The 25527-nt window shown below is 71.5% G+C and carries 22 protein-coding genes and 1 pseudogene; 16 read left to right on the plus strand and 7 right to left on the minus strand.

The genetic code is table 11. The annotated features are described in order from the left end of the window. Positions 1–10: 10 nt before the first annotated feature. On the minus strand, positions 11–1174 hold the full coding sequence (locus OG978_RS38550; protein ID WP_326769668.1) for an ABC transporter ATP-binding protein: 1164 nt from the start codon (positions 1172–1174) through the stop codon (positions 11–13). A gap of 106 nt (positions 1175–1280) precedes the next feature. Here OG978_RS38550 and OG978_RS38555 point away from each other — a divergent pair, with 106 nt between their 5' ends. Then, the gene (locus OG978_RS38555) at positions 1281–2576 is read left to right on the plus strand and encodes an alpha/beta fold hydrolase (protein ID WP_326769669.1); all 1296 of its coding nucleotides are present in this window, start codon (positions 1281–1283) and stop codon (positions 2574–2576) included. 78 nt (positions 2577–2654) lie between these two features. Here the strand turns inward: OG978_RS38555 and OG978_RS38560 are convergent, their stop codons facing one another. Further along, positions 2655–3227, minus strand: coding sequence for a rhodanese-like domain-containing protein (locus tag OG978_RS38560; RefSeq protein WP_326769670.1), 573 nt, complete (start codon positions 3225–3227; stop codon positions 2655–2657). Positions 3228–3326: 99 nt separating this feature from the next. On the opposite strand from OG978_RS38560, the gene OG978_RS38565 reads away from it, so the two are divergent. Then, positions 3327–3605, plus strand: coding sequence for a metal-sensitive transcriptional regulator (locus tag OG978_RS38565; RefSeq protein WP_124720304.1), 279 nt, complete (start codon positions 3327–3329; stop codon positions 3603–3605). Positions 3606–3629: 24 nt separating this feature from the next. On the opposite strand, the gene OG978_RS38570 is transcribed toward OG978_RS38565, so the two are convergent. Together OG978_RS38570 and OG978_RS38575 are read right to left on the minus strand one after the other, a co-directional pair. After that, on the minus strand, positions 3630–4391 hold the full coding sequence (locus OG978_RS38570) for a sulfite exporter TauE/SafE family protein (protein ID WP_326769671.1): 762 nt from the start codon (positions 4389–4391) through the stop codon (positions 3630–3632). Next, positions 4388–5764, minus strand: a complete 1377-nt coding sequence (locus OG978_RS38575; protein WP_326769672.1) for an MBL fold metallo-hydrolase — start codon at positions 5762–5764, stop codon at positions 4388–4390. Before OG978_RS38575 ends, OG978_RS38570 begins: the two co-directional genes overlap by 4 nt. 165 nt (positions 5765–5929) lie before the next feature. Between OG978_RS38575 and OG978_RS38580 the strand changes: the two genes are divergently transcribed. The 13 genes from OG978_RS38580 to OG978_RS38640 all read left to right on the plus strand — a co-directional run bounded on the left by OG978_RS38580 (position 5930) and on the right by OG978_RS38640 (position 21052). Beyond that, positions 5930–6661 (plus strand): PIG-L deacetylase family protein, encoded by a 732-nt coding sequence (locus tag OG978_RS38580; RefSeq protein WP_326769673.1) that lies wholly within the window; start codon positions 5930–5932, stop codon positions 6659–6661. 196 nt (positions 6662–6857) lie between these two features. Further along, the gene (locus OG978_RS38585; protein ID WP_326769674.1) at positions 6858–9542 is read left to right on the plus strand and encodes a beta-N-acetylglucosaminidase domain-containing protein; all 2685 of its coding nucleotides are present in this window, start codon (positions 6858–6860) and stop codon (positions 9540–9542) included. Between the two features lie 177 nt (positions 9543–9719). After that, entirely contained in the window at positions 9720–10688 is a 969-nt protein-coding gene (locus OG978_RS38590) for an NADPH:quinone oxidoreductase family protein (protein WP_326769675.1), read from the plus strand. Continuing rightward, complete coding sequence (locus tag OG978_RS38595; RefSeq protein WP_326769676.1) at positions 10685–11872, plus strand: acyl-CoA dehydrogenase family protein; 1188 nt, start codon at positions 10685–10687, stop codon at positions 11870–11872. The genes OG978_RS38590 and OG978_RS38595 overlap by 4 nt, the downstream gene beginning before the upstream one ends. Further along, positions 11869–12999, plus strand: a complete 1131-nt coding sequence (locus tag OG978_RS38600) for an acyl-CoA dehydrogenase family protein (protein ID WP_326769677.1) — start codon at positions 11869–11871, stop codon at positions 12997–12999. Before OG978_RS38595 ends, OG978_RS38600 begins: the two co-directional genes overlap by 4 nt. Positions 13000–13175: 176 nt before the next feature. Further along, a complete protein-coding gene (locus OG978_RS38605; RefSeq protein ID WP_326769678.1) occupies positions 13176–14780 on the plus strand; it encodes an ABC transporter substrate-binding protein in 1605 nt (534 codons plus the stop codon). Between the two features lie 23 nt (positions 14781–14803). Continuing rightward, positions 14804–15769, plus strand: a complete 966-nt coding sequence (locus tag OG978_RS38610; RefSeq protein WP_326770287.1) for an ABC transporter permease — start codon at positions 14804–14806, stop codon at positions 15767–15769. Then, positions 15762–16619, plus strand: coding sequence for an ABC transporter permease (locus OG978_RS38615; RefSeq protein WP_326769679.1), 858 nt, complete (start codon positions 15762–15764; stop codon positions 16617–16619). Before OG978_RS38610 ends, OG978_RS38615 begins: the two co-directional genes overlap by 8 nt. Continuing rightward, the gene (locus tag OG978_RS38620) at positions 16619–17599 is read left to right on the plus strand and encodes an ABC transporter ATP-binding protein (protein WP_326769680.1); all 981 of its coding nucleotides are present in this window, start codon (positions 16619–16621) and stop codon (positions 17597–17599) included. Before OG978_RS38615 ends, OG978_RS38620 begins: the two co-directional genes overlap by 1 nt. Then, positions 17592–18284 (plus strand): ABC transporter ATP-binding protein, encoded by a 693-nt coding sequence (locus tag OG978_RS38625; RefSeq protein WP_326769681.1) that lies wholly within the window; start codon positions 17592–17594, stop codon positions 18282–18284. Before OG978_RS38620 ends, OG978_RS38625 begins: the two co-directional genes overlap by 8 nt. Before the next feature lie 273 nt (positions 18285–18557). Then, positions 18558–19673 (plus strand): ricin-type beta-trefoil lectin domain protein, encoded by a 1116-nt coding sequence (locus OG978_RS38630; RefSeq protein WP_326769682.1) that lies wholly within the window; start codon positions 18558–18560, stop codon positions 19671–19673. A 133-nt stretch (positions 19674–19806) separates the two neighbouring features. After that, a complete protein-coding gene (locus tag OG978_RS38635) occupies positions 19807–20724 on the plus strand; it encodes a phosphatidylinositol-specific phospholipase C/glycerophosphodiester phosphodiesterase family protein (protein WP_326769684.1) in 918 nt (305 codons plus the stop codon). 133 nt (positions 20725–20857) lie between these two features. Further along, positions 20858–21052, plus strand: a complete 195-nt coding sequence (locus OG978_RS38640) for a hypothetical protein (RefSeq protein WP_326769685.1) — start codon at positions 20858–20860, stop codon at positions 21050–21052. 121 nt (positions 21053–21173) lie between these two features. Here OG978_RS38640 and OG978_RS38645 read toward each other — a convergent pair whose 3' ends face one another. After that, positions 21174–21497, minus strand: a complete 324-nt coding sequence (locus tag OG978_RS38645) for a DMT family transporter (RefSeq protein WP_326769686.1) — start codon at positions 21495–21497, stop codon at positions 21174–21176. A 143-nt stretch (positions 21498–21640) separates the two neighbouring features. Here OG978_RS38645 and OG978_RS38650 point away from each other — a divergent pair. Further along, positions 21641–21781, plus strand: a pseudogene (locus OG978_RS38650) (ATP-binding cassette domain-containing protein); the annotation flags it as partial. 224 nt (positions 21782–22005) lie between these two features. Here OG978_RS38650 and OG978_RS38655 read toward each other — a convergent pair. Both OG978_RS38655 and OG978_RS38660 read right to left on the minus strand, forming a co-directional pair. After that, entirely contained in the window at positions 22006–23307 is a 1302-nt protein-coding gene (locus OG978_RS38655) for a hypothetical protein (RefSeq protein ID WP_326769687.1), read from the minus strand. Next, the gene (locus OG978_RS38660) at positions 23304–25418 is read right to left on the minus strand and encodes a transglycosylase domain-containing protein (RefSeq protein WP_326769688.1); all 2115 of its coding nucleotides are present in this window, start codon (positions 25416–25418) and stop codon (positions 23304–23306) included. The genes OG978_RS38655 and OG978_RS38660 overlap by 4 nt, the downstream gene beginning before the upstream one ends. Between the last annotated feature and the right edge of the window lie 109 nt (positions 25419–25527).

Below are 25527 nucleotides of genomic sequence, written 5' to 3' on the forward strand. Positions count from 1 at the left end.
GCGGCCGGCCCTACGCGTCCGCGACCGAGTCGAACCGCACCTCGTCCCGGCCCACACCCCGCGCGTCCGCGTCGACCGAGCGGCGCAGCGCCTCGTGGAGCTTGGCGGGCGTCAGCACGCCGAGGAACCTCGCCCCGTCCAGTACCGCGACCCACCCCGCGTCGTGCTGGAGCATCTCGCTGAACGCCTGCTTCAGCGGGGCTCCGACCGGCACCCAGGCATCCATCCTGCGGGCCAGTTCGCCGACCGTGCCGTGGTCACCCGCGATCCGCAGCGCGTCCGCCGCCACCCAGCCGTGCAGCTCGTCCTCGCCGTTCAGCACCACCGCCCAGCGGGCACCCGTACCGCCCAGCCGTGCCGCCGCCGCGCCGGCCGGCTCGTCCAGCCGGGCGACCGGCGGCTCCTCCAGGTCATCCGGCTCGATCGTGGTGACCGAGAGCCGCTTCAGACCGCGGTCGGCGCCGACGAACTGTGCCACGTACGGAGTCGCGGGAGCCCCGAGCACGGCGCCCGGGGTGTCGAACTGCTCGATGCGCCCCGCCCCGTACACCGCGATCCGGTCGCCCATCCGGACCGCCTCCTCGATGTCATGGGTGACCATCAGGACCGTCTTGCGGACCGTCGCCTGCAGGCTCAGGAATTCGTTCTGCAGCCGCTCGCGCACCACCGGGTCGACCGCACCGAACGGCTCGTCCATCAGCAGCACCGGCGGATCCGCGGCCAACGCCCTTGCCACGCCCACCCGTTGGCGCTGGCCTCCGGAGAGCTGCGCGGGGTACCGGGAGCCGTACGTCTTCGGGTCGAGGCCCACCAGATCCAGCAGCTCGGCGGCCCGCTGCCGGGCCCTCGCCCGTTTCCAGCCGACCAGCGCGGGAACGGTCGCGGTGTTGTCGAGGACCGTGCGGTGCGGGAAGAGACCGACCTGCTGGATGACGTAGCCGATCCGGCGGCGCAGTCTCACCGGGTCGACACCGGAGATGTCGTCGCCGCCGACGAGGATCCGGCCCGACGACGGCTCGATCAGCCGGTTCACCATCATCATCGTGGTCGTCTTGCCGCAGCCGGACGGCCCGACGAGGGTGACCAGTTCCCCCTCGGAGACCTCGAAGGAGAGATCGTCGACCGCGCTCGTGCCGTCCGGATACACCTTGCTGACCTGCTCGAACCGGATCATGCCTGCACGGTAGGAGGCGTCCGGGCGTTCCGCACACGGGCCGCGACTGTCCGTGTCACGGCCGTGTGCTGAACTGTCCGTGGCACATCTGATTCAGGAGCACCTTGTGAGCAGCTACCGGCACCCCGGCATCGTCTTCACCGACCGCTATTTCACGGTCCCGCTCGACCACAGCGATCCGGGTGGTGAGCAGATCGAAGTCTTCGGCAGGGAGGCCGTGGCGAGCGGCAGGACCGGCGAGGAGCTGCCGTGGCTGGTCTACCTGGAGGGCGGCCCCGGCTTCGGTGCCCGGCGTTTCATCGGTACGGAGGCCTGGCTGGGGCGGGCCGTACAGGAGTTCCGGGTGCTGCTGCTGGACCAGCGCGGCACCGGCCTCTCCACCCCGGCCAACCGGCAGACCCTGCCGCTGCGCGGCGGCCCGCGCGAGCAGGCCGACTACCTCGCCCACTTCCGGTCCGACAACATCGTGCGCGACTGCGAGCTGATCCGCCCGCAGCTCACCGGCGGCGAACCGTGGACGGTCCTCGGCCAGTCCTTCGGCGGCTTCTGCGCCGTCCGCTATCTTTCGGCCGCCCCCGAAGGGCTCAAGGCCGTTCTCATCACCGGTGGGCTGCCCTCCCTCGACGCGCACGCCGACGACGTGTACCGGGCCGCCTACCCGCGCATCGAGCGCAAGGTCGCCGCCCACTACGCCCGCTACCCGCAGGACGTCGAGCGCGCCCGGGAGATCACCGGCCATCTGCTGGAGCGTCCCACCGACAGTGCCGGACACCGGCTGACGCCCGAGGGGTTCCAGTCCCTCGGCATCATGCTGGGCGGCGGCAACGGCAGCCACCAGCTGCACTACCTGCTGGAGAACGCCTTCGTCCGCACACCGCTCGGCACGGAGCTCTCCGACATCTTCCAGGAGGCCATGAGGGCCGCCAACTCGTTCGCCGGGCATCCCCTCTACGCGCTGATGCACGAGGCGATCTACGGCCAGGGCGAGCAGCCCACCGGCTGGGCGGCCGAGCGGGTCCGGGCGGAATTCCCGCAGTTCGACGCGGCCGCGGCGGTCAAGGGCGACGGCCCGGTGCTCTTCACCGGTGAGAGCATCCACCCCTGGCACTTCGAGGTGGACCCGGCGCTGCGTCCGCTGCGCGAGACCGCCGAACTGCTGGCCGCGCGTACCGACTGGGCGCCGCTGTACGACACCGAGCGCCTGGCAGCCAATCAGGTGCCGGTCGCAGCGGCCGTCTACCACGACGACATGTACGTCGACACGGAACACGCGCTGCGCACGGCGGCGTCGATCCGGGGCCTGCGCACCTGGGTGACCGATGAGTACGAGCACGACGGGCTGCGTGCGGGCGGACCACGGGTACTGGACCGGCTGCTGGCCCTGGTCCGGGACGAAATCTGACCGTTCTCGTGACGCGAGGAGCCGGCCGCGCGTGTTGCGTGACCGGCTCCTCGCGATGACGGCGCGCCGCGCCGGGTCTCAGCCCTGGAGGGCGTGCAGCGTGTCGTCCAGGCTCGTGGCCGAGCGCGGGGCGCGGTTGTACGGAAGCCTCGACAGGGCCGCCGCCATGCCACAGGTGTTGGTCACGGCGGAGAACACCAGGCCGGAGCCGATACCGGCGGAGATCCAGCGCGCCGCGGGGAAACGCACCCCGGCGAGCAGGCCGGCCACCACGAGCGAACCGGCGGCGAGCCGGACCTGACGCTCCATCGGCCAGGTCGCGCGGGCCCCGGAGGGGTGGTCGAGATCGCGTCCCTCACCCTCCCAGGCCGAGGTGCCGCCGGAGAGCGTCACGGCTTCGACGTCGGCGGCGGCGAGAATGTCGCAGGCCCGGGTGGAGCGGACGCCGGAGGCGCACACCATGAGCAGCGAGCCGCGTGCCGCGGCGGACTTCAGCGCGTGCACGGCCTCGGGCAGGCGGTCCAGCGGGACGTTCAACGCACCGGGAACATGCCCGGAAGCGTACTCACCGGGGGCCCGCACATCGATGACGGTGAACTCCGCGAGGCGGGCCGCGGCCTGGGCGGGGGAGAGGGAGACGGGGCTGGTCACGAGCAGTGTTTCCTTTCGTTCACCGGGGCTCGGGAGGGACTCGGTCCCCCTTCCCCGGTCAGGCTAGAATACCCCTTGGGGTATCAGGAGGAGGATGTTGTGGAACTCGACATGGCGGCCGACGAACTGAAATCGGTCCTCAACCGCCTTCGCCGCGCGCAGGGCCAGCTCGCCGGGGTGATCAGGATGATCGAGGAGGGCCGGGACTGCGAGGACGTGATCACGCAGATGGCGGCCGTGTCCCGGGCGCTCGACCGGGCCGGTTTCGCGATCATCGCGACGGGCCTGCAGCACTGCATGGCCGACGGCGGCAGCGAGCCGGAGGACCGCGACCGGATGCGGGCACGGCTGGAGAAGCTCTTTCTCTCGCTGGCCTGAGCCGGCCGGGGGTGACGCCGTGGTTCACGCCACGGCGTCCACGAACATGAACACGGCCACGGCCAGCAGCACCGCGCCGAAGATCCGTTGCAGGGCGGCCGTGGACACTTTCGCGGCGAGCCGCTGCCCGTCCCAGGCACCGAGCACCGCCGTCGCCGTGAACGGGGCGATCGTCGCCCAGTCCAGCGCGGTGGGCGTGGCGAGACGGGTGACCAGCGCGGCCGTCGAGTTCACCGAGATGACCAGCAGGCTGGTGCCGACCGCCGCGGTCATCGGGACGGCGACCACGGTGACCAGCGCGGGTACCACCAGGAACCCGCCGCCCACACCGAGGAACCCGGTCACCGTGCCGAGCCCGGCGCCCGTCCGTGCGACCCGTCCGGCGGGCGCGAACCCCGCACCCTGCCCGACCTGCGGCGCCGACTCGCCCCGCGGGCGGAGCATCCGCATCCCGGCGACCACCGCGAGCACGGCGAACCCCGCGGTCAGCACCCCGGACGGGACCCGTACCGACAGCGCCCCGGCGACCGCGGCCGGAACGATCCCGGCTGCCGCGAAGAGCCCTCCCGTACGCCAGCGGACCCTGCCCTCCCTGGCATGGGCGACCAGTCCGGTCAGCGACGTCGCAATGACGATGAGCAACCCGGCGGTGGTGGCCGCGGCCGGGGCGAAGCCGAGCGGATAGATCAGCGCGGGGACGGCGAGCACGCTTCCGCCGCCGCCGAGTCCGCCCAGCGCCAGCCCGACCACCGCCCCGGCGGCCAGCGCCACGATCAGCGCGGTCATGGGACGGGCACGGGAGCTGTGAGACACAGTCCGGCTGGTGCCGCCGCGCCGAAACCGTCGTCGACGGCCACCACCTCACGCCCTGCCGCGCCCAGCATCGACGCGGCGATCGCCGCCCGCGTCCCGCCCGCGCAGTGCACCCACACGACGCCCGGCGGCACCTCGCCCAGCCGCCGGGGCAGCTCGTGCAGGGGAATGTGCACCGCTCCCGTGATCGCACCCGCGCGGTGCTCGGAGTTCCTGCGCACATCGAGTACGACCGGGTCCTCGCCTTGCTCCCGGGCCGCCGTCAGGCCCGCGAAGTCGGACCTGCGCAACGACCGCAGCTCCGTCGACGTGCCAGCCCAGTCCTTGGGACCGCCGGTGGCCGCGGCGACCGGACGGCCCATGCCGACGCGGGACAGCTCCCGCTGTGCGTGGGCGATGTCGGCGGCGGTGCTCGCCAGGAGAGTGACCGGCTTGCCCCACGGGATCAGCCAGGCCAGATATGTCGCGAGCCGGCCCTCGCCCTCGAAGTTGAACGATCCGGCGACATGCCCCTCGGCGAACGCCACCCGGCTGCGCAGGTCCACCACCCACTCGCCCGCGGCCAGCCGCCGGGCGATCTCCTCGGCGTCGGCCGGGTCGGGCGGGGTCAGATCGAGCGGAGCCGGTCCCGCGGCATTGGCCGGGCCCATGTGCGCGTAGTACGCGGGGACATCGTCCAGACCGGCGAGCAGTTCCGCGACAAAGGTGTCCACGTCCTTGACCAGCGCGTCGTTCCGCCCGCGCTCGTCGCCGATCGTCGTGGCAGACCCCTCGGCCTGCGAGGACGAGCAGAAACTGCCGAAGCCGTGCGTGGGCAGCACGGGCACCGCGTCCGCGAGCTCATCGGCGAGCCGGTGCACGGAGGCGTGCTGGGCACGGGCCAGTTCGGCGGTGAGCCGGGGCTCCACCAGATCGGGCCGGCCCACACTGCCGATCAGCAGCGAACCGCCGGTGAAGGCGGCCACGTCGCGGCCCTCCTCCGTCAGCACGTAGGACGTGTGGTGCGGGGTGTGGCCGGGGGTGGCGAGTGCACGCAGCGCGAGGCCGTCGTCGACCGGGGTGATGTCACCGTCCGCGACCGGGACGCGGGCGAAGGAGACCTGTGCCGCCGCGGGCACCAGGTAGCGCGCCCCGGTGACGCGGGCCAGCTCCAGGCCGCCCGTCACATAGTCGTTGTGCAGATGCGTCTCCGCCACCAGGGCGATCCGTACGCCGCGCCGGGCGGCAGCGGCTATGACCCGGTCGATGTCGCGCGGCGGGTCCACGACCACGGCGGCCCGCTGCCCGCCCGCCAGATAGCTGCGGTTGCCGAGGCCCGCTGTCTCGATGGTGTCGACGAAGAACACGACATGGCTCCTTCCGTGATGCTTTACCCCGGGGGGTATCTCTGCATCAGATTAACACCAATACCCCAGGGGGTATTTCTCCCCTCCGGTGAGACGTGCGCGACGCCGGGGAAGGTGCTCGCGCAACGCGGGGCGGGGTCGATCGCGGGCGGCTAGCCTGCCGACATGACGGAGCAGCTCGAACCCATGCCCGCGGACTGGTGTCGCGCCCTCGCCGTGGCCGCGCACCCCGATGACCTGGAGTACGGCTGCGCGGCGGCGATCGCGGGGTGGACCGACGGGGGGCGCGAGATCTCCTACCTCCTCGCCACCCGTGGTGAAGCCGGCATCGAAACGCTGGAACCGGAGAAGTGCGCGCCGTTGCGCGAGCGGGAGCAGCGGGCGAGCGCCGCGGTCGTCGGTGTCTCCACCGTGGAGTTCCTGGATCACCGTGACGGCGTGATCGAGTACGGCCTCCCGCTTCGCCGCGACATCGCCGCGGCCATCCGCAGGCACCGCCCCGAGCTGGTCATCACGCTCAATCACCGGGACACCTGGGGCGGCGTCGCCTGGAACACCCCCGACCACCGGGCGGTCGGCCGCGCCACTCTGGACGCCGCCGCCGACGCGGGCAATCGTTGGATCTTTCCGGAACTCGCTGAGTCGGGGCTCCAGCCGTGGAACGGGGTGCGGTGGGTCGCGGTCGCCGGGTCGAACACGCCCACCCATGCCGTCGACGCGACGGTCGGGCTGGAGCGCTCGGTGAAGTCGCTGCTGGCGCACCGCACGTACATCGAAGGGCTCACGGACGAGGACCCCGAGGTGTACTGCCGCACCTTCCTGACCGGTCACGCGCGGGCCGAGGGCAAGCGTTTCGGCGGCTGCCCGGCCGTCGCCTTCGAACTCTTCACCCGCTGATTCCGGTCCGGGATCCGCTCGGCGTTCCGGCTGTGCGTGTTCGATGTCGCGCGTATGCGGGTACCGCTTCGGAAGGTAAAACCGCAGGTCCACGTGTTGATGTTGTCCAGACCATTGACATGCAAGCGCCACGATGTTGAATTCGGTGTTGTTCTGCTGCGCGACTCCGGTGACTTGAGTGATCAATGGAGGACCTGTGACGCCTCGCCCACCCCGTCTCGCCGCGCTCGGCACCGCGGCGACCCTGCTCGTCGGCGGTCTGCTGACCGCCGTGCCGCCCGCCCAGGCGGCCGACAGCACCCGCGCCGCCACCCCGACGACGGCCGCGGACGGCCGGCCGGCCCCGGCCATCACGCCGACCCCGCAGTCCGTGAAGCCCCGGGCCGACCGGATCACCATCAGCCCGACCGTCACCCTGGTGGCGGGCAAGACCTCCGACGAGTCCGCCATGCAGGTCGTGGAGAGCGCGCTGCGCCGGGCCGGCGCCCAGCGCGTCGTACGCGCCGAGAGACCCGCCCGGAGCGGGCTCACGGTCCATGTCGGTGACTCCGCCGCGCTCGCCGCGCAGCGGATCGACGGCCCGTCCGCGCTGCCCGCCGACGGCTATGTGCTCGGCATCGGCGCCGAGCGCATCGTCCTCGCGGGCAAGGACACCACGGGCACGTACTACGCGGCGCAGACGCTGCGTCAGATCCTGCCGCAGGCGAAGCATCCGGGGGCCGGGGTCGCCGGACTCGCGGTGCGCGACTGGCCCGGCACCGCGCTGCGCGGTGTCATCGAAGGCTTCTACGGCACTCCGTGGTCGCACGAGGCGCGGCTCGACCAGCTCGACTACTACGGCGAGCACAAGATGAACATCTACGTGTACTCGCCGAAGGACGACGCGTATCTCCGAGCGAAGTGGCGCGACGCCTACCCGGCCGACCAGCTGGACCGGATCAAGGAGCTCGCGGACCGGGCCGCGCAGCGGCATGTGGAGTTCACGTACGCGCTCTCGCCCGGCCTCTCCGTCTGCTACAGCTCGGACGCGGACGCCAAGGCGCTCGTCGACAAGTTCCAGACCATCTGGGACATCGGTGTACGTACCTTCGCCGTGCCGCTCGACGACATCAGCTACACCGACTGGAACTGCGCCGAGGACAAGGCGAAGTGGGGGACCGGTGGCGGTGCGGCGGGCGCGGCGCAGGCGCATCTGCTCAACCGGGTCAACAAGGAGTTCATCGCGACCCACCCGGGTGCCCAGCCGCTCCAGATGGTCCCGACCGAGTACTACAACGTCTCCGCCTCGCCGTACAAGAAGGCGCTGTCCCAGCAGCTCGACCCCAATGTCCTGGTCGAGTGGACGGGCGTCGGAGTCGTCGCGCCGACCATGACCGTCGCCCAGGCGGAGGCCGCCCGCACGGTCTTCGGTCATCCGATCCTGACCTGGGACAACTACCCGGTCAACGACTACGCGACGAACCGGCTGCTGCTCGGCCCGTTCAGCGGTCGGGAGAAGGGCCTGCCCGGCAAGCTGGCCGGGATCACGGCGAACCCGATGATCCAGCCGTACGCCTCGAAGATCGCGCTGTACACCGTCGCCGACTACGCGTGGAACGACGCCGCGTACGACCCCCGCACCTCATGGGGCGAGGGGCTGAAGGAGTATGCGGGCGGCGACCCGCGCACCCAGAAGGCACTGCGGGCCTTCGCCGACGCGAACTACAGCTCGGCCCTCAACAAGGACCAGGCCCCCGAACTGGCGGCGGAGTTCGCCCGCTACTGGAAGTCCGGTGACGCCGCCCGGCTCACCTCGGTGCTCGGCGCGCTCGGCTCGGCCCCCGGCCGGCTGCGCGACGGCCTTCCGGACCGCGGCTTCATCGCCGACGCCGGCCCCTGGCTGGACGCGACCGGGTCCTGGGCCACCGCCGCCCGTAACGCCCTGCGCATGGTCGAGGCGGCCCGCGCCGGAAAGGGCGCGCAGGCCTGGGAGTTGCGGCAGCAGTTGCCCGCGCAGGTCACCGCGGCGAAGTCCTTCACCTACACCGGGCTCGACGGACGCAGGGTGCCGGTCCTCGTCGGCGACGGCGTCCTGGACCGGTTCATCGACGCGGCGAACGCCGAGCACGACCGGATACTCGGCATGAGCGGCAGGCCCACGGCCTCGACGGACCTGGGCACCTACCAGAGCAACACCGTCGCCCGGATGCTGGACGGCGACGACTCCACGTACTTCTGGAGCGACGGGGCGCCCGCCGCGGGCGACGGGATCACCGTGGACCTCGGCCGGGTCCGTGACATCGGCTCCGTCACCCTCGCGATGGGCAAGCCCGGCAGCAGCGAGGACTACCTCCACCAAGGGGTGCTCGAGTACTCGGCCGACGGACAGAACTGGCAGCAGCTCGCCGCCTTCTCCGGAAAGCCGGACGTCACCGCGACCGCGCCCGCCGGAACGAAGGCGCGCTACATGCGGGCACGGGCGACCGCGGGCCAGGACAACTGGCTCGTCGTACGGGAGTTCAGCGTCCCGACGGATGACGGCGCGGTGGCCGGAGGGCCGCCCGCCGCGGCCGGATCCTCGCTGCGCGCGGCGTCTGACGGGGACCCGGGCACCGTCTACCGGGCGGCCCGCGCCCCGGAGGCCGGGGAGACGCTGGAGCTGGGGCTCGTCGCCGCGCGTGACGTGCCTTCCGTCACCGTCCTGCAGTCGGCCGGGTCCGCTGCCCGCGCCGACATCCAGCTGCGCGGGACCGACGGCAAGTGGCAGACCGTCGGCGCGCTCGACGGCCCGTACACCCGGGTCGACACGGCGGGCCGCACGGCCGACGCGGTGCGGCTCGCCTGGCGCGAAGGGTCGGCGGCACCGCAGATCGCGGAGGTGGTGGTGGCCGGCCAGGGCTGACGCCCGCACGAACCGTCCCGCGCCCGGTCCGGTCCGAAGCCTCTTCGGACCGGACCGGGCGCACCCATGTCCGGGTCCGGCCGAAACCGGTGCCGGCAGGTTGTTCCCAGAGGAGCAAGCGACTGCTTAGTATGCGCCGGAGCAGTGGTAATGCCGACAGTGTTGTGGAGGCCCCTCATGCAGGCATGGCGAGTGCACCGGAACGGCGAGCCGAGCGAGGTGATGCGGCTGGAGGAGACGGACAGGCCCATGCCCGGCGACGGGCAGGTGCTCGTCGAGGTGCTCGCGGCGAACATCAACTTCCCCGACGCGCTGCTCTGCCGGGGCCAGTACCAGGTGCGGCCGCCGCTGCCCTTCACCCCCGGCGTGGAGATCTGCGGCCGGACGGCGGACGGGCGGCGGGTGCTCGCCACCCCCACCCTGCCGAACGGCGGGTTCGCCGAGTACGTCGTCGCGGACGAGGCGGCGCTGCTGCCCGCCCCGGACGCCCTGGACGACGCCGAGGCCGCCGCCCTGCACATCGGCTACCAGACGGGGTGGTTCGGCCTGCACCGCAGGGCGCACCTCCGCGCGGGCGAGACCCTGCTGGTCCATGCGGCGGCCGGTGGGGTCGGCAGCGCCGCCGTCCAGCTCGGCAGGGCCGCCGGAGCCACCGTCATCGGCGTGGTCGGGGGCCCGGAGAAGGCCAGGACCGCCACCGGGCTCGGCTGCGACCTGGTCATCGACCGCCACAGCGAGGACATCGTCGCCGCGGTCAAGGAAGCCACCGGCGGACGCGGCGCCGACGTGGTGTACGACCCGGTCGGCGGCGACGCCTACGCCAAGTCCGTCAAGTGCATCGCCTTCGAGGGCCGGGTGATCGTCGTCGGCTTCGCGAGCGGCATCATCCCCACCCCGGCGCTGAACCACGCACTGGTCAAGAACTACTCGATCGTCGGACTCCACTGGGGCCTGTACAACACCAAGGACCCGGCCGCCGTCCGGGCCTGCCACGACGAACTCACCCGGCTTGCCGCGCAGGGTGTCGTCAAACCGCTGGTCAGCGAACGAGTCGGGCTGGCCGGGGCCGCGGCGGCCGTCCAGCGGGTCGCCGACGGCACCAGCACCGGCCGGATCGTCGTCCTCCCGTCAGGAGCCGCCCGATGACCGCACCCGACGCGGCCGAACTCCGCCGCCGCACCCAGGACCTGCTCGCCGCACACCCCCCGGCCACCACCGGCCGCACCGAATTCCTCAAGGCCCGCTTCGACGCCGGACTGGCCTGGGTGCACTACCCGGCCGGCCTCGGCGGCCTCGACGCGCCGCGCTCCCTGCAACCCGTCGTCGACGCCGAACTCGCCGCGGCGGGCGCCCCCGACAACGACCCGCGCCGGATCGGGATCGGCCTCGGCATGGCCGCCCCCACCATCCTCGGCTACGGCACCGACGAGCAGAAGCAGCGCTTCCTGCGGCCGTTGTGGGTCGGCGAGGAGGTCTGGTGCCAGCTCTTCAGCGAACCGGGCGCCGGCTCCGACCTCGCGGCCCTCGGCACCCGCGCCGTCCGCGACGGCGAGGACTGGGTGGTCGACGGACAGAAGGTCTGGACGTCCAGCGCCCATCTGGCCCGCTGGGCGATCCTCATCGCCCGCACCGACCCGGACCTGCCCAAGCACCGTGGCATCAGCTACTTCATCTGCGACATGACCGACCCCGGCGTCGAGGTCCGGCCGCTGCGCCAGATCACCGGCGAGGCCGAGTTCAACGAGGTCTTCCTGACCGGCGTACGCATCCCCGACAGCAGGCGCCTCGGCCCGGTCGGCGAGGGCTGGAAGGTCGCGCAGACCACGCTGATGAACGAGCGGGTCTCCATCGGCGGGGCGCGTATCCCGCGCGAGGGCGGCATGATCGGCCCGGTCGCCCGCACCTGGCGCGAACGCCCCGAACTGCGCACCCACGACCTTCATCAGCGCCTGCTGACCCTCTGGGTCGAGGCCGAGGTGGCCAGGCTCACCGGCACCCGGCTGCGCCAGCAGCTCGTCGCCGGACAGCCCGGCCCCGAAGGCTCCGGGATGAAGCTCGCCTTCGCCCGGCTCAACCAGGAGATCAGCGGCCTGGAAGTCGAACTGCTCGGCGAGGAAGGGCTGTTGTACGGCGACTGGACCATGCGCCGGCCGGAGCTCGTCGACTTCACCGGCCGCGACGCCGGCTACCGCTATCTCCGCTCCAAGGGCAACTCCATCGAGGGCGGCACCAGCGAGGTGCTGCTCAACATCGTTGCCGAGCGCGTCCTCGGCCTGCCCGCCGAGCCGCGCAACGACAAGGACGTCGCCTGGAAGGACCTGGCCCGATGAGCGCACCGACCGAAGAGACCCACGCGCCCGATCTGCTGTACTCGGAGGCCGAGGAGGACCTGCGGGCAGCGGTCCGTTCACTGCTCGCCGACCGGAGCGACGCGCCGACGGTGCTGGCCCGCGTCGAGTCCGACACGCCGTACGACCCGCACCTCTGGAAGGCCCTCGCGGCCGACATCGGCACCGCCGGGCTGCTGGTGCCGGAGAAGCTCGGCGGGCAGGGCGCGAGCCATCGTGAGGCCGCGGTGGTGCTGGAGGAGCTGGGCCGCGGCGTCACGCCCGCGCCCTATCTGACCAGTGCGGTCGTCGCCACGGAGACGCTCCTCGCGCTGGGCGCGCCGGACGGGCCGGTCGCCGGACTCCTCGGCGACCTCGCCGAGGGCCGCAAGGTCGCGGCGCTCGCCGTGCCGTTCACCGCCTCGACGCCCGACGCCGCACAGCCCTCCGGTGTCGTGGCCGGCCGGGTGACGGGGGCCGTGACCGGCGTCGCCGACGCGGCCGCCGCCGATGTGCTGCTGGTGCCCACGACCGACGGCCTGTACGCGGTCGAGGCGGGCGCCGAAGGGGTTGCCGTCGAGCCGCTCGTACCGCTCGACCTGACCCGCCCGCTTGCCACCGTCACCCTCGACGGGGCCGCCGGAACCCGGCTGGCCGACGGCGCGTCCGCGGTCGCCGCCGTGCGCCGAGGGCTGCTGGCGGGCGCCGGACTGCTCGCCTCCGAACAGCTCGGACTCGCCGAGTGGTGTCTGACCGAGACGGTCCGGTACACCCGTGAACGGCACCAGTTCAACCGGCCGGTCGGCTCGTTCCAGGCTCTCAAGCACCGCATGGCGCAGCTCTGGCTGGAGGTCGTGTCGGCCCGCGCCGCCGCACGGAACGCCGCGGACGCCCTCGCGACCGGCAGCCCCGACACGCCGCTGGCGGTGGCCGTCGCGCAGGCGTACTGCTCCGGGGTCGCCGTGCACGCCGCGGAGGAGTGCGTTCAGCTGCACGGCGGCATCGGCATGACCTGGGAGCACCCGGCACATCTGTATCTCAAGCGTGCCAAGGCCGACTCGATCGCGTACGGCACGGCCGGGCGGCACCGCGAGACCATCGCCGAACTCGTGGAACTGCCCGCACCGTAACGACGGGGGAAGGAACACCCCGCGGAACTGCGGGACTTGGGAGCGGAGGTGCGTGAACGCGCGCCTCCGCTCCTCGCTTTCTCTGTCCGGCGGGGTACCGGGCACCCCTTTACCTGCTGTTTAATTGCGACTGATTCGCAATAACATCTGATCTTCAGTAAAGGGATGTGCAGAGTATGACGGCCCGATCGATACGGGGAGCGGCCGCCGCGACACTGGCGACCGTGCTGTCGTTGACCGCGGCGGCCTGTTCACAACCGGGTGGCCCGGACGGCGGCGACTCCGGATCGGGCGCGGGGGACTCGGCGGTGGTCGGCATCGCCTACGAGCCCGACAGCCTCAGCCCGCTGCTCGGCTACGGCAAGGACGGCAACTCCAAGATCTTCGACGGACTGCTCGCCCTCGACGACGGCATGAAGCTGCGGCCCGCGCTCGCCACCGCACTGCCCGAGGTGAGCGACGACGGGCTGACGTACACGTACCGGCTCCGCAAGGGCGTGAAGTTCAGCGACGGCGAACCGTTCGGCGCGAAGGACGTGGTCTTCACCTACCGGACCATCCTCGACAAGAAGACCAACAACGCCTCCCGCACCGAACTCGACGCGGTGAAGAGCGTCGAGGCGACCGGCGACGACACCGTCGTCTTCACGCTCAAATACCCCTATGCGCCCTTCGCCCAGCGCACGGTCCTGCCCATCGCACCCGAACACGTCGCGGGCAAGCAGGACGTCAACACCGGCGCCTTCACCACCCGTCCCATAGGCACCGGACCATATCTGCTCACCAAGTGGTCCAAGGGTGAGAAGATCAGCTTCAAGGCCAACCCCGGCTACTGGGGCGGCGCGCCGAAGGTGAAGAAGTTCACCATGGCGATCATCAAGGACGACGACGTACGCGCCACCCGGCTGCGCTCCGGGGATCTCGACGGCGCGATCCTGCCTCCCGCCCTGGCCAAGGGCTTCGCCCGCGGCAGCGGCACCCGGACGTACGCCGCCACGACGTACGACTACCGCACCGTGACCCTGCCCACCCACAACGAGGTCACGGGCGACATCGCCGTCCGGCGCGCCCTCGATGTCGCCGTCGACCGGAAGGCCATGGTCGACTCCATCCTCAACGGCGAGGGCAGGCCCGCCTACGGGCCCGTCCCCACCGACAGCGAGTGGTTCACCAAGGGAACCGAACGCACCCACGACCTCGCCGCCGCGAAGAGGATCCTCGACGACGCCGGGTGGAAGCCCGGCAAGGACGGCATCCGCACCAGGGACGGTGTACGCGCCGCCTTCCCGCTCTGGTACCTCACCGGCGACAAGCTGCGCCAGGACCACGCGCTCGCCTACGCCTCCGACGCCAAGAAGGCAGGCATCGACATCACCACCGAGGCCGGGACCTGGGAGGTCATCGAGCCCCGGATGAAGCAGGACGCGGTCCTCGCGGGCGGCGGATCACCCGCCGACCCCGACTTCGACCAGTACTCGCTGCTGAAGTCCTCGCTCGCGGGCGACGGCTTCAACAACATGGCGTGGTACGACAACAAGGCCGTCGACCGGGCCCTCGAATCGGGCCGCAGGAGCGGTGACGGCGCCGAACGCAAGGCCGCCTACGACACCGTCCAGCGTGAACTGGTGAAGGACCCCGGCTACACCTTCCTCACGCACATCGACCACCTCTACGTCGTGAAGGACCGCTTCGGCGCCCTCACCACCCAGGTCGAACCGCACGACCACGGACTGGCATCCGGCCCGTGGTGGAACGTCGAGGACTGGACGCCGAAGAAGTGAACCACCGCCTCCCCTGGGGGTCGATGGGCAGGATGGCGGGACGGCGGGCGCTGCTCGCCGTCCCCGTCCTGGCCGCCGTGACGTTCGGCGTCTTCGCCGTCGCCGCCGCTTCCCCCTTCGACCCGGTCAAGGCGTATGCGGGCACCGCAGGCCTCAGCGCGTCGCAGGAGAACCTCGACCAGCTTCGGGCCAACCTCGGTGTCGACCAGCCGCTCGTGAGCCGCTGGTGGAACTGGCTGACCTCCGCGCTCGGTGGCGACCTCGGCGACTCCGCCGTCATGCGCCAGCCGGTCGCCGATGTCATCGGCGAACGCCTGGGCTGGTCCGTACTGCTCGCCGCGACCGCCTTCGCCGTCGCCGTGGTCCTCGGCACGGGCCTCGGCGTGCTGGCCGCACGCAGGCCAGGCCGCCTGCTCGACCGGTGCGTCAGCTCCGCCGCGTACACGCTCGAAGCCGCCCCGGCCTTCTGGCTCGGACTGCTCGCCATCTGGTTCTTCGCCCTGGAACTCGACGTGCTCCCGGCCGGCGGCCTCACCGACGCGGCCAGCGACACCGTCACCTTCGGGCAGGTCGCCACCCACCTGGTGCTCCCCGCGGCCGTGCTCGGGATCTCCCAGTTGCCGTGGTTCTTCCTCTACGTGCGCCAGGGTGTCGCGGACGCGCTCGGCGAGGACCCGGTGCGCGGCGCCCGCGCCCGTGGACTGCGCGAGCGCACCGTACTGCTCGGCCACGCGCTGCGCTCCGGGATGCTGCCGATGCTCACCCTCATCGGCTCCCGCGTCCCCGAACTCATCACCGGCGCCCTGCTCGTCGAGACGGTGTTCAGCTGGCCCGGCATCGCCGCCGCCACCGTGCAGGCCGCCACCTCTGTCGACTTCCCGCTGCTGGCCGCGCTCACGGTGCTGGCCACCGTGGCGGTCGTCCTCGGCAACCTCCTCTCCGATCTGCTGTACGCGATCGCCGACCCGAGAGTGGGCTTCGATGGCTGAGACCGACCTCGGACCCGCGCGCCGCACCACCCGTCGCATCCGCGTGATCGCTTCCGCCGGGATCGTCGCCGCGGTGCTGCTCGCGGTCCTGCTCGTGCCGCCGCTGGTCCAGCTCGACCAGCAGGCCGTCGACCTCGGCGCCAAGCTCCGGCCACCGTCCTGGGAGCACCCGTTCGGCACCGACGACGTCGGGCGCGATCTGCTGCTGCGCTGCGTCTACGGGCTCCGCGTCTCGCTGCTCGTCGGCGTCGTCGCCGGGCTCACCGCAACCGTCATCGGGACCGCGGTCGGCGCGCTGGCCGCGGCGTCCGGGGGCTGGACCGACCGCATCGTCATGCGGCTCGTGGACACCTTCTCCTCCGTACCGCACCTGCTGCTCGGCATCTTCATCGTCGCCATGTTCCGGCCCGGCGTCGGCCCGGTGATCGTGTCCGTCGCGCTCACCCACTGGCTCTCGACGGCCAGGATCGTCCGCTCCGAGGTGCTGTCGCTGCGCTCGCGCCCTTTCATCGACGCGGCGATCTCCGGCGGGGCCTCGCGCGGGCGGGTCGTCGTCCGGCATCTGCTGCCCGCGGTGCTTCCGCAGGCGGGCCTGGCCGCCGTGCTGATGGTGCCGCATGCCATGTGGCACGAGTCCGCGCTCTCCTTCCTGGGGCTCGGACTGCCCACCCATCAGGCGAGCCTGGGCAATCTCGTACAGACTGCGCGCGGTTCGCTCCTCGCCGGGGACTGGTGGCCGACGCTCTTCCCCGGCCTGTTCCTGATCGTTCCGACCCTCGCGCTGGCGGGCCTCGCCGGCGCCTGGCGGGAACGGATCAACCCGCGCCGCCGATCGGAGCTGATGCTGTGATGACCACCCCCGGCCCGAAGACGCCGGTGCTCTCCGTCCGTGGACTCTCCGTGCGCTTCCGGATGCGGGGCGGTCGGCACATCGCCGCCGTCGCCGACGCACACTTCGACCTCGCGGCGGGGGAGTGCCTGGCCCTGGTCGGCGAGAGCGGCTGCGGCAAATCCGTGCTGGCCTCGGCACTGCTGGGGCTGCTTCCCGGCAATGCGCGGACCTCCGGCTCGGCGCTGCTCGGCGACGGCACCGACCTTCTCACCGCCGGTGAACGCACCCTCGCCCGTACGGTTCGGGGCCGCCGCATCGGACTCGTGCCGCAGAGCCCCGCCGCGCACCTCACCCCGGTCCGCACCGTGCGCGCCCAGCTGGAGGAGACCCTCCGCGAGCTGACCGGCGTCCGCGGGCCCGCCCTGCGCCCGGCGGCCGAACAGGCCGCCGCACGTGCCTCGTTCCCGGCCGGGCACCTCGACCGGTATCCGCACGAGCTCTCCGGTGGTCTCGCCCAGCGGGCCGCGACCGCACTCGCCCTGATCGGCGACGCGCCCCTGCTCCTCGCGGACGAGCCCACCACCGGACTCGACCGCGAACTGGTCGAGCGGACCGTCGACGAACTGCGCCGCCACACCGACGGCGGCCGGGCGCTGCTGATCATCACCCACGATCTCGCGGCGGCCGAGCGGATCGCCGACCGGGTCGCCGTGATGTACGCGGGACGGATCGTCGAACTCGCCGACGCCGAGGGGTTCTTCGGGGAGCCGGGACCGCGCCACCCGTACGCGCGCGGCCTCCTCGACGCGCTGCCGGAGCGCGCGTTCGTGCCGATCCCCGGAATGCCGCCCGAGCTCGGAGCGCTTCCCGAGGGGTGCGCGTTCGCGGCCCGTTGCACCCGCGCCGACGACCGTTGTTCCGTACTGCCCCCGTTCGACGGCCGTCTCGCCTGCCACCACGCTGTGCGGGCGGACGAGGAGGAGCCGGCCCGTGCTTGAACTCACCCGCATCACCGCCGGATACGACCCCCGCGATCCTGTCGTCCGTGAGGCGTCGCTGAGCCTCGCGCCGGGGGAGTCCCTCGGGCTGCTGGGCCCGAGCGGCTGCGGCAAGTCCACCCTGGCCAGGGTCGCCGCCCTGCTGCACCGTCCGTACGCGGGCACGGTCGTGCTCGACGGCGAACCGGTACGCGGCTGGCGGCACGGCGCCCCGCGTGCGCAGCGCACCGCCGTCGGCGTCGTCTTCCAGCAGCCCCGGCTCTCCGCCGACCCCCGGCTCACCCTGCGCGAACTCATCGCCCAGCCGCTGCGGGCGACCGGCCGCCGCTCGGAGGTGACGGACCGGGTGGCCGGGCTGGCACCGGCCGTCGGGCTCACGCCCGAGCTGCTCGGCCGGCGCCCGCACGAGGTGAGCGACGGCCAGTTGCAGCGTGCCTGTCTGGCGAGGGCCCTGGTCCTGCGGCCGCGCTGGCTGATCTGCGACGAGATGACCGCGATGCTCGACGCGTCGACGACCGCCGCGCTGGTGGCGGTCGTCGAGTCCTACCGGAGGGAGTCCGGGGCCGGGCTGCTGGCCGTCGGCCACGACCGGGTGCTGCTGGAACGCTGGTGCGACCGTACGGTCGGCTGGCGGGAATGCGCCGGACCGCGCGCACCGCAGGAGTCCATGAGTCCGACCGGATAAGTCCATGCCCCTGGCGCGTGGCCACCCCCACCCTGATTGACGAGTCCATGACTAGGGCCTGTCCGACGGATCATGGCCGGGGTCGCGGCGTCTGGCACGGCACCTCGCGGCGTTGCCGAAACGTCCGAATAGCTCCGCTATTAAGACGCTCCGGCGCCTTGCGATGCACCGCACCAGACGCCGCGCCCTGTCCGACCCTGATCCGTCGGAGAGGCCCTAGTTGCCAGTCGATGACCGACTGACGGGTCAATCCGTCCGGACAAGGAGTGGGACATGCACAGAGCGCGCGCCACCGTCGTGGTGGTGATCCTCGCCGTCGCCGCCTGCCTGGGGCTGGCTGGGCCGTCCGCCGCAACCGGCCAGACCCCGGGTTCGTACAGCAACTACACGTTCCCGGCCGGGACGACCGCCCTCGACGAGGTCACCTTCGGAACGACCGTACAGTCCGACCCCGGCCGGGCGAACGTCTTCTGGTCCCACCAGTTCGGCTTCACCAACGGGGTCGGCGGCTACATCGGCATGCAGCGCAACCGCTCCGGTGGCGGCCTGTTCCTCTTCTCGCTCTGGGACTCCACCGGAGGCAGGCCGGGAAGCACGGGCACCTACTGCCAGACGTTCACCGAGGGCGGCACCGGCTACACCTGCCGGCTCGGTGAGCGCTTCACGGCCGGGCACCACTACCGCTTCCGCATCGCACCCGACATCACGGCCGGCTGGTACCGGGCCACGATCACCGACGTCACGGCAGGGACATCATTCGTCCTCGGCAGCCTGCAGACCGGCACCGGCGCGAAGGTCGCCACCGGTGGAATGGTCGACTGGGTCGAGTACTTCGACTGGAACAACAACGCCGCGACCTGCGCCGACTCGCCGTACTCCAAGGCCCTCCTCGACCTGCCCAGCGGCACGGCGGGCAGCGGTGCCGTCACCGCCGGCCTCGGCTCCACCAGCGTGAGCAGTACGTGTTCCAGCGGCGCCGCGGTGAAGGGGCAGGGCGGCGGCAGCGTGCACGAGGACGGCATCGGCAACTCGTCGTCCGGATCCCTCACCGGCATCGGGGGCGCCTGCGTCGACATCCCCGGCGGCACCACCGGCGCGCAGCTGAACCTCTGGAGCTGCAACGGCGGCAACAACCAGAACTGGGTACGGGCCGCCGACGGCACGCTCCGTGCGCAGTTCCACTGCATGACCGTGAGCGGCACCACCGTACGGACCGCGGCCTGCGACGGCTCGGCCGCCCAGCAGTGGCGGGCCGACGGAACGGCCCTCGTGAACCCCGCCACCGGGAAGTGCCTCGACGCCTACGGGGGCGGCAGCGCCAACGGCACCCCGCTCGGCATCTACACCTGCACCGGTGGCGCCAACCAGCACTGGACGGTCCCGGCCTGATCGGGGAACGGCAGTCGACGGGCGGACGACGACCGGATCAACTCTTGTGAGGGGTCTGCCCGTTGCGGCGATCACCGTCGCATACTCGGTCGCGTCCGCCCGTCCGGTCCACCACTCGTTCCCGGGAGAATCCATGGCGTTCCCGACCCGCCGAAGCGTCGTCACCACCGCGCTCGCCACCGTGGCCGCAGGCGCGTTCCTGCCCTCGCAGACGGCCGCCGCCTCCGGAGCGGCCTCCGCGTCCCCGGCCGCGGGACGTCCCCGGACGCGGGCGCTGCGCAGGGCCCACGCGCACAACGACTACCTGCACACGCGCCCCCTGCACGACGCGCTCGCGCACGGCTTCACCAGCGTCGAGGCCGACATCTTCCTCGTGGACGGGGAACTGCTGGTCGCCCACGAGGCCACCGAACTCGACCCCGCCCGCACCCTCGCCTCGCTCTACCTCGACCCGCTGCTGGCGAGGGTCCGGGCCAACCACGGCACGGTCCACCCCGGCTACCGCGAACCCGTGCAGCTGCTGATCGACATCAAGACGGACGGAGTCGCGGCCTACCTCGAACTCGACCGACAGCTCCGGCACTACCGGCGGATGCTGACGTCGTACCACCACGGCCGGGTCCGGCCCGGCGCCATCACCCCAGTCATCTCCGGCGACCGTGCCGCCCGCGTCCCGATGGAGGCGCAGAGCACGCGCTACGCCTTCTACGACGGCCGCCCCGAAGACCTCGAAACCTCGGCCACCGCCTCGTTCATCCCGCTCATCAGCAGCAGCTGGAGCGATGACTTCAGCTGGCTGGGCGCGGGCCCCTTCCCCGCGGCCGAGCGGGACAAACTGCGCGCGCTCGTCGCCACGGCCCACCGCAGCGGCCAACGCGTCCGCTTCTGGGCCACGCCGGACGCGCCGGGACCGGGGCGGGACGCGGTCTGGACGGAGCTGCTGGCCGCCGGGGTCGACCACCTCAACACCGATGATCTGGCGGGTCTCGAACGCTTCCTCCGTACCCATGACCGGGACGCCCGGACCGGGGCCGCCCGCCCCCGCGGCTGACCGGTCGCGCCGCCCCGAGCGTGACAGCCAGTCAACACCCGGATGGCGGACACGCCAGCGCGCCGGACCGCTCCTCCGCTACGCCACACTGGCGGCCGAATGCCGCATTCCGGCGCGGCGGAGGAGGTTGGCCATGGCCATTTCGATCTCACTGGTGCTGCTTCTGCTGATCCTCGCGGTGATCTTTCTCCGCAACGGGGGGCTGAAGATCTCGCATGCGCTGGTCTGCGCCATGCTCGGGTTCTTCCTCGCGGGTACGAGCATGGCGCCGACCATCCAGGACGGCCTGGCGGCCACGGCCGACGTCGTCAGCAGCCTCAGGCCCTGAGGCCACCAGCCACTGCGCGAAGCGCCGCCGGTGCGGGGTGGCGGGTGACGGACGTGACCGGTACGCGCTGAACCGGGCGCCCGCCTTCCGGATGTCCTCGGGGGAGGCGGGCACCCGCCGGTCACGCGGACGGCGTCGTCATCCGCGCCAGCGCCACACCGCCGACGATCAGGGAGACCGCCGCCAGCCGTCCCGGACTCACCGGGTCGTGATGGACGAGGATCCCCAGGGCGATGGCCCCGATCGCGCCGATGCCGGTGAAGACCGCGTACGCCGTGCCCACCGGCAGCCCCTCCATGGCCCGCGCGAGCAGATACACCGCGCCGATCATGAGCACGGCGCACACCAGCGTCGGCAGCGGCCTGGTGAAGCCCTGCGTCGGCTTGATGCTCTGGGACCAGGTGATCTCGACCAGCCCGGCGCAGATCAGCAGCAGCCAGCTCATCGGATGCCTCCGCCCAGCTCGCGCGCGGCCGTCAGGGCGGCCGCGCGCGACTCGTCGTGCAGTGTGCGGCGGGCAGCGAGCGAGGGATCGATCCGGGAGTTCACGAGCTCGGTCGAGAGGAAGACCGGGTCGTCGATCGCGAAGCCCTCGAGCACCGTTACCCCCACCAGCCGTCCGGCGGCCAGCGCAAGCGCGTCGCTCTCGCGGCCACGTTCGTCAACGACCCCGAGATCCTGCTCATGGACGAGCCTTTCTCCGCGCTCGACGTGCAGACCAGGGCCCTGGGTCAACAGCCACAAGGAGATAGTCCTGAAGGCCTTCAACCCGAACCTGAAGAACGCCGAGGTGGACCTGGCCAAAGACGTACACCACGGAGTTCGTCGAGAAGGCGCACTGACCGCCGCTGCCTACGACGCCCGCACACCCGGGCAGCGCGGCTCCCGGGAACAGAACGGCTCGTCGATACGGACGAACGGTCCGGCCGGAGCCGCGCTGCCCGGTTCGCCGCCTACTGCTTCCAGCTCGGGGGCTGGGCGGGGTCCAGGTTCCGCCACTGCGCGAGGACCTTGGGATCCTGGGCGTCGAGCCAGTCGGTCAGTTCGCGGAAGGACACGCAACGCACCTCCTTGCGGGGGCAGACCTCCCGCATCGTGTCCTCGGCGGCGTCCATGTAGATCCCGCCGTTCCAGTCCTCGAAGTGATTCCCGATGAACAGCGGTGCGCGGCTGCCGTGGAAGACCCGATCGAAGCCCGCGACGTACGCGTTGCGTGCCTCCTTGCGCCACGTCTCGTACTTCGCGGGGTCGCCCTCGGTGCTGCCCTCGGACTGGTTGTAGAGAAAGTTGAAGTCCATGGACAGCACCTGGAAGTCCTTGCCCGGGAACGGCAGCATCTGCAGCGGGAGGTCCCAGACGCCGTTCTTCTTGGACGGCCAGATCTGGAAGTCGCCCGGGGAGCTCGCGTCGTAACGCCAGCCGAACGGCTTGGTCGCCGGCAGCAGGGTCTTCTGGCCCTCCAGGCAGGGCGCACGCCCGCCGACGACCTCACGGGTCGGGTCGAAGGGGAGCGGATCGAGGTCCTTGAAACCGGTGTTCGTCTTCCAGTTCTGGACGAAGGAGTAGAACTGGCTGATCTCGCTGATCCACTCGTCCTTGCTCCAGTCGCCACCGCCCTTCTTCTCGCAGAAGTGGCCGTTGAAATGGGACCCGATCTCGTTGCCCTCCTGCCAGGCGTCGCCGAGCTGCTCCAGCGTCATCCGGATGTGCTCGCGCGTCGGGTACGAGATCGCGGCGGCCCCGGTCTTGTGCTGGGGCGGCCGGTAGAGGTCCCGCTTCTCCTTCGGGAGCAGGTAGATGCCGGTCAGGAAGAACGTCATGTGGGCATTGCTCTCCTTCGCCGCACGGCGGAAGCGCGAGAACATGTGGTCGTCGCCCTCCAGCGCGCCGTCCCACGAGAACACCACGAACTGGGGCGGGCGCTCACCGGGCTTGAGCCGCTCGGCCTTCAACTGGTCTGGCTGCGGACCGGTGTAGGACGTGGAGCCGTCCCCCAGGATCTTGACCTTTCCGTCCCAGTCCTCCTCCTCCGTACTCCCTCCGCCCCCGCGATGCTCCCGGCTGGTCGGCTTCGGCGCGGCGATGGTGCTCGCGCCCTGCTGCGGGGTCCGGCCGTCCGAGGCGTCGTCGGACAGCAGCGGGACGAGCGCCGCGGATCCCGACACCACAAGACAGGCCACGAGCCCCAGGACGATACGGGGCGTGAGGCGGGCCCGTATGCGGCGAACGGTGGACTTGGCTCTGGTTTCTGTCACTTCGTCACGGCTTCCGTATATGTGTTCCAGATCTGGGCCGGGAGCTTCCCGTCGTCGGCCGGGCCACCGGCCAGCCCCTTGAGCGGCAGTGGCGCGAGGCTCTTCGTCAGGTCCATGCGGTAGACGACGACGGCGGTGGACGCGGCCGCTCCGTATCCGACGTACCAGCGCGCGGTGTCGTCCTCGGTGGTGCCGGTCTTGACGGCGACCGGACCGGCGGGAGAGATACCGTTCACGCCGGTCGGCCGGGTGAGCGATCTGGTGATCTCGTCGGCGACGTCGGACCGTACGGCGCGTCTCGGGCGGGGAAGGTCGAGCCGGACCGGTTCGCCGTTGCGGGTGACCTTGCGGACCGAGTACGGATCCGTGTGCACGCCGCGGGCCGCGAACGTTCCGTACGCGTCGGCCATCCGGATGGCGCTGGGCGTGGAGTTGCCCATCGAGAACGCCGGAACGGGCGGGCCGAAGCTGGAAGGGAGCAGTCCCGATGCCTCGGCCGTACTGCGGACCTTCTTCAGCCCCGCGTCCATGCCGAGTTGGAGGAAGGGGGAGTTCACGGACTTCGCCATGGCGTCGTGCAGGCTGATGCGGCCGTGGGAGATGTCGCCGTCGTTGTCGCCCTTGACCATCTTCCCGCTGCGGTCCCAGTAGGGGCCCTCGGGTGTCATGACCGGTATGTCGTCGTCGCCGTCGTACTCGGTCGACGGTACGACGGTGGAGCGTGGACCGTTGCGCTGGCGCGTCACGCCGTGCTGCAGACCGGCGGCGTAGACGAAGGGGGTGAACGCCGAGCCGGCCGGGACGGTGCCCGCGTTGGATTCGTTGAAGGCCTGCCGCTCGAAGTCCGGTCCGCCGTACACCGCGAGGATCCGGCCGTCCGGGGCGACGGTAGAGGCGCCGAACCGGACGAACCGATCGGCCTTGCGCTGCTTGGGATCGAGTTCGCCACGCGCATCGCGGACGGCCCGGGTGAGAGCGGTCATCCGCGGCTTCTCGAAGGTCGTGTAGATCTGGTAGCCGCCGAGGTCGAAGCGTGCGTCGGAGATGTGCCCGGCCCGTTTGGCGTACGACTCGGCGAGCTGGATGAGATAGCCGTCCTGCCCGCCCGCGCTGTTCGGCCGGTGCGGGGGCTTCGGCTCGGGGAAGGTGGTGTACGTGGCCCGTTCGGCCGCGCTCAGTCTGCCGATCTTCACCATGCGGTCCAGCGTCCATCGCCACCGCTCGACGGCCCGCTCACGGTTGCGGGGGTTGACGGCCGGGTCGTACAGCGAGGCCCCCTTGAGCAGGGAGGCGAGGAACGCGCCCTCACTGGCGTTGAGCTGGGTGACCTCTTTGCCGTAGTACGCCTGGGAGGCACGCTGGAGACCGTAGGTGCCCCGGCCGAACCAGCTGGTGTTCAGGTACTCCTGGAGGATCTTGTCCTTGCTCAGGCGGCGGTCCAGCTTGACCGCCAGCAGCATCTCGGTGAACTTCCGCGAGAAGGACTGGTCCTGCGACAGATAGACGTTCTTGACGTACTGCTGGGTGATGGTGGACCCGCCCTGGGTGTCCCCGTCGCCGACCGTACGCCACAGCGCGCGGGTGATCCCTTGCGTCGATATGCCGTGGTCGGAGTAGAAGTCGGCGTTCTCCGCCGCCAGTACGGCCCATCGGACGTGGTCGGGGATCTTCGACAGGGGCATCTCCTGGCGGCTCACCCAGCCGGTCCGGGCCATCGGTGTGCCGTCGGCCCAGTAGTAGACGGTGTCCTGCTGGGTGGCGAACGCGTTGAGGTCCTCGGGTATGTCCGTACGCGCGTAGGCGATTCCCACCACGGTCGCCAGCGTCGCGGTGAACATCAGGACCGAGCCCAGGACCAGCCGCCACGAGGGCACCCATCTTGGCCAGCCGCTTCGGCCCGCGCGTGGATAGTCCGGTCTGCGCGGCAGGCGGGCCAACGGGCGCTTCGCCTGTTTCCGGCGCCCGGTCCCCGGCACCAGTACGGTCCGTGCGGCCCGCGCCGTCCTGCTGAATATGTTGTGCAGTGTCATTCCGTCCAGCCAGGACAGGCAGGGACGGCCGCAGACCGCGACCGCGCCCGTGCAGTGGTCATTGAGCGTCCGCCGCCACATGCCGGCACGTCGACTCCGCCAGAGCAAAGGCCAAAGCATGACCGAGAGTTCTGTCTCGAAGTCACGTAAAGATAACAGGCCGTCGGGAGAGGTCGTGCCGGTCGGTCCA

The organism is Streptomyces sp. NBC_01591 (assembly GCF_035918155.1).
GTDB lineage: Bacteria > Actinomycetota > Actinomycetes > Streptomycetales > Streptomycetaceae > Streptomyces.